Source organism: Candidatus Planktophila sp., assembly GCF_046070465.1.
Taxonomy (GTDB): domain Bacteria; phylum Actinomycetota; class Actinomycetes; order Nanopelagicales; family Nanopelagicaceae; genus Planktophila.
This window is the reverse complement of the sequence record NZ_JBJTMK010000131.1, coordinates 1-5,785: the sequence shown is the minus strand read 5'-3', so window position 1 is coordinate 5,785 and position 5,785 is coordinate 1. Positions and strand designations below refer to the sequence as shown.

The following is a 5,785-nucleotide window of genomic DNA, read 5'->3' as shown; positions in this document are numbered from 1 at the left end:
TCTGACCGGTGAATTCGTCACCGATTACAACCTCTTGGCCGCTGGTGCGATGATCGCAGCCCTACCTACCTTGATTGTCTTCTTCGTTCTCCGTAAGCAGTTCGTCTCAGGTCTGACTCTCGGCTCAACAAAGGGCTAATTGCCCTTTAGGGTCAATTTTTACTTTCAAGGCCTGACCTTTAGACTGACGCCTCTACCACTGCCCCCCTAGCTCAGTCGGTAGAGCGTTTCCATGGTAAGGAAAAGGTCACCGGTTCGATTCCGGTGGGGGGCTCGCAAGTCACAATTGAATATAGGTTCGATCTAGGCGGGGTAGCTCAGCTTGGTAGAGCAAGCGGCTCATAATCGCTGTGTCGTGGGTTCAAATCCCGCCTCCGCTACAACTAGATGTAAACGAAGTAGTGCCAATTTTGCCCAACAGAGAGGCCTCAGGTAGCCTGAGTCCACCAATCACGAAGGAGTAACACCATGGCAAGCAAGAGCGCGGACGTACGTCCAAAGATCACCATGGCATGCGTGGATTGCAAAGAGCGTAACTACATCACCAAGAAGAACCGCCGCAACGATCCAGACCGTATGGAACTCAAGAAGTTCTGTCCACGTTGCAAGTCTTCAACTCTTCACCGCGAAACTCGCTAATGATTAGCCCGGAATCAATCGGGCGTACCTTTGCTGGTACAGAATCAATCACTATTTCTCAATCTGAAATCGATGCCTTCTGCGCCGTTGTCGGCGAAACAGATACAACGATTGCACCACCAACATTTTCCATCCGCATTTCACTTGAGCAATCTGAGGTAATCCTCACCAGCCCTGAAGTCGGCATCAAATGGGATCGCTTAGTTCATGGCGATCAAAAGTTTGAAATCAAACGCCCAATCAAAGCGGGCGATGTTGTTACTTGTTCTTCAACAATTGAGAGCGCTCGCGAAGTTGCTGGCAATGAAATCATCTCGGTCCGTTCTGATATTTCAACCGCCGACGAGCTCCTCGTCTCCTCATGGTCAACGTTGGTGATTCGCGCATGATTAAAGACCAGGTGACCCCCGAAAAAGTTTTCTACGTTAACCGCGCATTACTAAAGCAATATGCCGATGCAAGCGGAGACCAGAACCCCATTCACCAAGATGAAGCGTTTGCAAAGTCAGTTGGTTTGCCAGATGTGATTGCCCACGGAATGCTGACAATGGCACTTGTCGGTAAGTACATCTCCGACCTTGCAGGCGGATCGGCAAAAGTTCTCGAATTCGGCGGTCGTTTCACCAAGCCTGTCGTTGTCCCAGCTGGACAGGATGTTGATCTCACGGTCTCTGCGACCGTCTCCGATGTTGCAGATGGCAAAGCTACTCTCTCGATTTCAGCAACATCTGCTGGAGTCAAGGTATTAGGAATGGCTAAGGCTGTAGTCGCACTGTGAGCGCCCCACAAGAAGTCCACGATTTAGCGGTTGCCAGACAAGCTGCTCGTGCTGCAAAAGACTTTGCCAAATCTGATGAACTTCGCAACGAAATAGCGGCAAAAGGTTTTGAGGTTGTTGATGTCGCTGGCGGATATGAGCTCCGCCCTAAGAAGCGCTATGCGACATATGAATCTACCCGCGATATTCGCCCTATTAATTCAGGTAAATACGAGATCACCGTTGCGATGATCATCGATGGTTTTCATGAGGATGCTATCGCTACTCTGAAAACAATCAAAGCCAATAGCCCCGATTGCGCAATCACCATGTTGGTTCTTGGCGACGCAGGCATCTTGGCCGATGAATTAGATGCTCGAACATCACTTGTTGTTGTCACCGAGAATTTCGGTTGGGGCGAGAATGCCAATGCACTCTTGCGCAATGTCACAAGCGAATTCATCGTTATCATGGATCCTTCTACGCGATTTACGGGTGATGCAATTGCCCCAGTTCTTGCAGAGCTTAAGAAGCGCGAATTCGTTGCTGTTGGCTGGCGTGGGGGATTAGTTAACCTCGACGATGAATGGCGGAGCATCGATGACAAGGGGGCCGGCGAGGTCGATGTTCTCTTTAGCTACTTCATCGCAATGCACCGCGAAGATGCTCTCGCTGCAAGAGGTTTCAGCAACCGCGCAGTCTTCTACCGCAACGCAGATATTGAATTTTCGTTAGGGCTGCGCCATGCAAACGGTCGTCTATTGCAGATGGATTTACCACTTGAGCAAGATCGTCATCATGGCTATCACGACTCAGATGCCGAGTATCGTGATGCTCAATCAAAGAAGAATTACGACCGCATCCTCGAGCGCTTCCGCGGTAAAGAGGCAATTCTTAGCCCACGCAGGTAGCCTTGGCTTATGACCACTCTGAATAAGTACACATCACTGCGTGTGGGAGGTCCTGCTAAAAGCATTGTCAACGTTTCCACTGAAGAAGAAATCATCGCCGCCATTGAAGCTGCCGGTGATTCGCCAGTCTTGATTATCGGTGGCGGCAGCAACGTACTGATTTCGGATAAAGGTTTTGAAGGCACAGTTATCCATATCGCCAACAATCAAGCAGAGTCTGAGGTAGATGCCTGTAGCGGCGCAACGCTGACAATCGGCGCAGGTGAAAATTGGGATGCATTTGTTGCCACAACAATCTCCCGCGGTTTCGCTGGCCTTGAGACATTAAGCGGAATTCCAGGCACAGTAGGCGCAGCACCTATTCAAAACATTGGTGCATATGGCCATGAGGTATCTGAGTTCATCACTCGCGTGCGCACATACGATCGCCAAGCAAAAGCAATTAAGACTTTCACTAATAGCGAGTGCGAATTCGAATACCGCAATTCGTATTTTAAGAAGCACCCAGGTCGCTACATCGTCCTATCTGTTCAATTCCAGATTCGCCGTGGCGAAGTTTCAACACCTATTACCTATGCAGAACTTGCTGAGAAGTTGGGTGTCGCAGTGGGGGATAAGGCTCCGGTAGTAGATGTTCGTAAAGCAGTCATGGAACTTCGCGCTGCAAAGGGAATGTTGCTCAACCCTGATGATAAAGATTCATGGTCAGCCGGTTCCTTCTTCACCAATCCGATTATTTCCACAGAGATTGCATCCGCACTTCCAGAGAACGCACCGAAGTGGCCCATGGCAGATGGGCGCGTTAAGACCAGTGCAGCATGGCTGATTGAGAATTCAGGAATCGCTAAAGGTCATGCACATGGTGGCGCACAGGTGAGCACCAAACATGTCCTAGCTCTGACCAACGCTGGCGGAGCAACAGCTGCAGAAATTTGCGAACTTGCGCGTGAAGTGCGAGCCAGCGTCGAGGCTAAGTTTGGAATTACACTTGAACTAGAAGTAAACCTTGTAGGCATATCTTTGTAACCTGCCAGCCACTTTCTGATACCAACTCTTCTTCCGCAGGTTTATCAGAAATTGCAGGGATTTAGATGGTAGTTCACTAGCTATTAACTCCCCACATCAATGATGCGCATACCCAATGCTTTAGAAAGGTATGAAATGCGTATTCCAATTGTTATTACGGCTGCAGTGGGTGCACTTGTACTTACTCCAACTGCATTTGCAGCACAGGCTCCTCAATATGTACTACCTGTCAACGATGCGGCAACTATTTCCGTGTTAGCGACATCAGGTGACATCATCAACGGAAAGATCCTTCGCGGAACTCCAGATGGAATGGGAGTTCTTAAGAATAGTGATGGCACCATCACAATTCTCTCAAACCATGAAATTTCAATCTCCGATAAAACCGCTCAGCTCGCCAAGGCCACTACCGGAACTTGGGGCTCATCTATCTCAAAGCTGACCTATAACCCAAGCACCGGAACTATTACAGCTTTGGAAAATCTCATCTCATCAATTCAATACTTTGACTACAACACAAAGACCTATACAACTGACTACACAAAATCGCTCCCAGCAGGATATCCAGCGCTAGATTCATTTGGCTCCGAGAACTTCTCCAACGGTCTCAACCGGTTCTGTTCTGGAAATCTTATGCAAGCAGGGACTTTGGCAGCAAAAGATGGCAAGAAGGTAATTGGCTACTCTGGCGCTGTATACCTGACCGCTGAAGAAGGTTCCGATAATTCTCGAGTTTTTGCTTTTGATATGAATGGAAATGGCGTTCAGCTTCCAAAGATGGGTCTCGGAGGTTATGAGAATGCACTGACTAACCCAGCTTCGGGCAAAACAACATTGGTAATGCTCAATGAAGATGGCGCAGCGGTTTCAAGCCAGCTCAATATGTATGTCGGCACCAAGCAAGAAAAAGGTGCGAACTTTGCTGAAAAGGCCGGTCTCACAAATGGCCAGCTTTACTCCGTCTCGGTGAAGAATGCACGTACTGACAACAAGTTCCGTGCAAACTACAAGATTGGTGAGAAGGTTGAAGTTTCTTTCAATCCACTCAATACCGATCCTTCATATGCTGACGTTCAGGCTCAGGCACAAGGTGCTGGCACTACATTTTCACGTGTAGAAGATGGCGAATGGGATCCTAAGAATCCTAATGTTTACTACTTCCTGACAACTGAATCAAATAAAGATGCAGCAGCTACGGCGCCTAATCCTGCTGAGCCAACTACCTCGCGCGATGGTGGAGCGCTCTGGCGCCTCACCTTCAAAGATGTAAAGAATCCACTCAAGGGTGCATCTATCGAAATGCTCCTGAATGGAACTGAAGCTCCGTATCTTGCTAAGCCAGATAATTTGGCTATTGATGAGAGTGGCCACATCTTGATTCAAGAAGATCCAGGTAATAACGCCCACGTTTCACGGGTGATCGCTTACCGAATTTCAGATGGCAAGCTCGGAGTAGTCGCTCAGTTCGATAAGACTTACTTTGCTGCTGATGCAACTTCACTCATCACTATCGATGAAGAGTCATCCGGAATGGTGAATGCGAATGCAGTACTGCGTAAAGCAGGCGACACTGCTTCGTATTTCTTCTTCAATGCACAAGTTCATACGACAACCTCTAAGGCGCGACTTGAGTCAACACCGGTCGATGCCCTAGATCAGGCAGCCATCGAAGGCGGCCAGTACTACCTGCTAAAGATCTCCGATTGGAACAAGATCTTTAGTTAATCGCGAGATCAAAAAAGGCGGGAGTATTGAGGGCTCCCGCCTTTTTTGTTGCCTTAAAACTGTTTACTCGGTCAGAAGTTTTTTGATTCGACCAATACCCTCGACTATATCTTCATCGCTTGTTGCATATGAGAAACGTAGGTAACCAGAAGGTCCGAAAGCCTCACCAGGAACCGCTGCAACCTCAACCTCATCCAGGATGATTGTTGCAAGTTCTGCCGATGTAGTGGCAACTTTGCCGCGGATTGACTTACCGAGCGCGCCCTTGACTGATGGATAGACATAGAAAGCACCCTGTGGAGTTGGGCATTCAAAGCCTGGAATCTCATTGAGTAGGCTGACGATTAATTTACGGCGGCGATCAAAAGCCACGCCCATCTCATGCACTGCATCGAGGCTGCCGGTAAGAGCGGCAATAGCTGCACGCTGTGAGACGTTAGCAACGTTTGATGTCAGGTGAGACTGCAAGTTAGTAGCCGCCTTGATGACATCTTTAGGTCCGATCATCCAGCCCACGCGCCAACCTGTCATTGCGTATGTCTTTGCGACGCCATTGAGAATGATTGTTTGATCGGCAAGACCTGGAACAACTACTGGCATTGATGGAGCCGTCGCACCGTCGTAGAGAAGATGCTCGTAAATTTCATCAGCGATAATCCAGATGTGGTTTTTCAGCGCCCACTCGCCGATCGCCTTTACCTGCTCTGGTGAATAGACAGAACCTGTT

The 5,785-nt window shown here is 48.8% G+C and carries 7 protein-coding genes, 2 tRNA genes and 1 pseudogene; 9 read left to right on the top strand and 1 reads right to left on the bottom strand.

Annotated elements, in window-relative coordinates:
- From ACKOVI_RS06035 to ACKOVI_RS05995, 9 genes and pseudogenes are all read left to right on the top strand, one after another.
- A pseudogene (locus ACKOVI_RS06035) lies at positions 1-139 on the top strand (carbohydrate ABC transporter permease); the annotation flags it as partial.
- A 62-nt stretch (positions 140-201) separates the two neighbouring features.
- Positions 202-274: transfer RNA gene (locus ACKOVI_RS06030), tRNA-Thr, on the top strand.
- Between the two features lie 32 nt (positions 275-306).
- Positions 307-380 (top strand) — tRNA-Met (locus ACKOVI_RS06025).
- 88 nt (positions 381-468) lie between these two features.
- The gene (gene rpmG / locus ACKOVI_RS06020) at positions 469-639 is read left to right on the top strand and encodes a 50S ribosomal protein L33 (protein ID WP_017955317.1); all 171 of its coding nucleotides are present in this window, start codon (positions 469-471) and stop codon (positions 637-639) included.
- Positions 639-1,028 (top strand): FAS1-like dehydratase domain-containing protein, encoded by a 390-nt coding sequence (locus ACKOVI_RS06015; protein WP_509603190.1) that lies wholly within the window; start codon positions 639-641, stop codon positions 1,026-1,028. Before rpmG ends, ACKOVI_RS06015 begins: the two co-directional genes overlap by 1 nt.
- On the top strand, positions 1,025-1,417 hold the full coding sequence (locus ACKOVI_RS06010) for a MaoC/PaaZ C-terminal domain-containing protein (RefSeq protein WP_509603189.1): 393 nt from the start codon (positions 1,025-1,027) through the stop codon (positions 1,415-1,417). Before ACKOVI_RS06015 ends, ACKOVI_RS06010 begins: the two co-directional genes overlap by 4 nt.
- Complete coding sequence (locus ACKOVI_RS06005; protein ID WP_509603188.1) at positions 1,414-2,307, top strand: CysS/YqeB C-terminal domain-containing protein; 894 nt, start codon at positions 1,414-1,416, stop codon at positions 2,305-2,307. The genes ACKOVI_RS06010 and ACKOVI_RS06005 overlap by 4 nt, the downstream gene beginning before the upstream one ends.
- 9 nt (positions 2,308-2,316) lie before the next feature.
- Positions 2,317-3,333 carry a UDP-N-acetylmuramate dehydrogenase gene (locus ACKOVI_RS06000; RefSeq protein ID WP_509603187.1) on the top strand — a complete coding sequence of 339 codons (1,017 nt, stop codon included), beginning with the start codon at positions 2,317-2,319 and terminating at the stop codon, positions 3,331-3,333.
- Positions 3,334-3,468: 135 nt separating this feature from the next.
- Positions 3,469-5,058, top strand: a complete 1,590-nt coding sequence (locus ACKOVI_RS05995) for an alkaline phosphatase PhoX (RefSeq protein ID WP_509603186.1) — start codon at positions 3,469-3,471, stop codon at positions 5,056-5,058.
- A 63-nt stretch (positions 5,059-5,121) separates the two neighbouring features.
- Here the strand turns inward: ACKOVI_RS05995 and ACKOVI_RS05990 are convergent.
- On the bottom strand, positions 5,122-5,785 hold a 664-nt coding region (locus tag ACKOVI_RS05990), incomplete at its 5' end, for an aminotransferase class I/II-fold pyridoxal phosphate-dependent enzyme (protein WP_509603185.1).

Excerpts from the sequence above, each read along its gene's own strand:
- rpmG (WP_017955317.1), top strand. The coding sequence starts at position 469 with ATGGCAAGCAAGAGCGCGGACGTACGTCCAAAGATCACCATGGCATGC.
- ACKOVI_RS06015 (WP_509603190.1), top strand. The coding sequence starts at position 639 with ATGATTAGCCCGGAATCAATCGGGCGTACCTTTGCTGGTACAGAATCA.
- ACKOVI_RS06010 (WP_509603189.1), top strand. The coding sequence starts at position 1,025 with ATGATTAAAGACCAGGTGACCCCCGAAAAAGTTTTCTACGTTAACCGC.
- ACKOVI_RS06000 (WP_509603187.1), top strand. The coding sequence starts at position 2,317 with ATGACCACTCTGAATAAGTACACATCACTGCGTGTGGGAGGTCCTGCT.
- ACKOVI_RS05995 (WP_509603186.1), top strand. The coding sequence starts at position 3,469 with ATGCGTATTCCAATTGTTATTACGGCTGCAGTGGGTGCACTTGTACTT.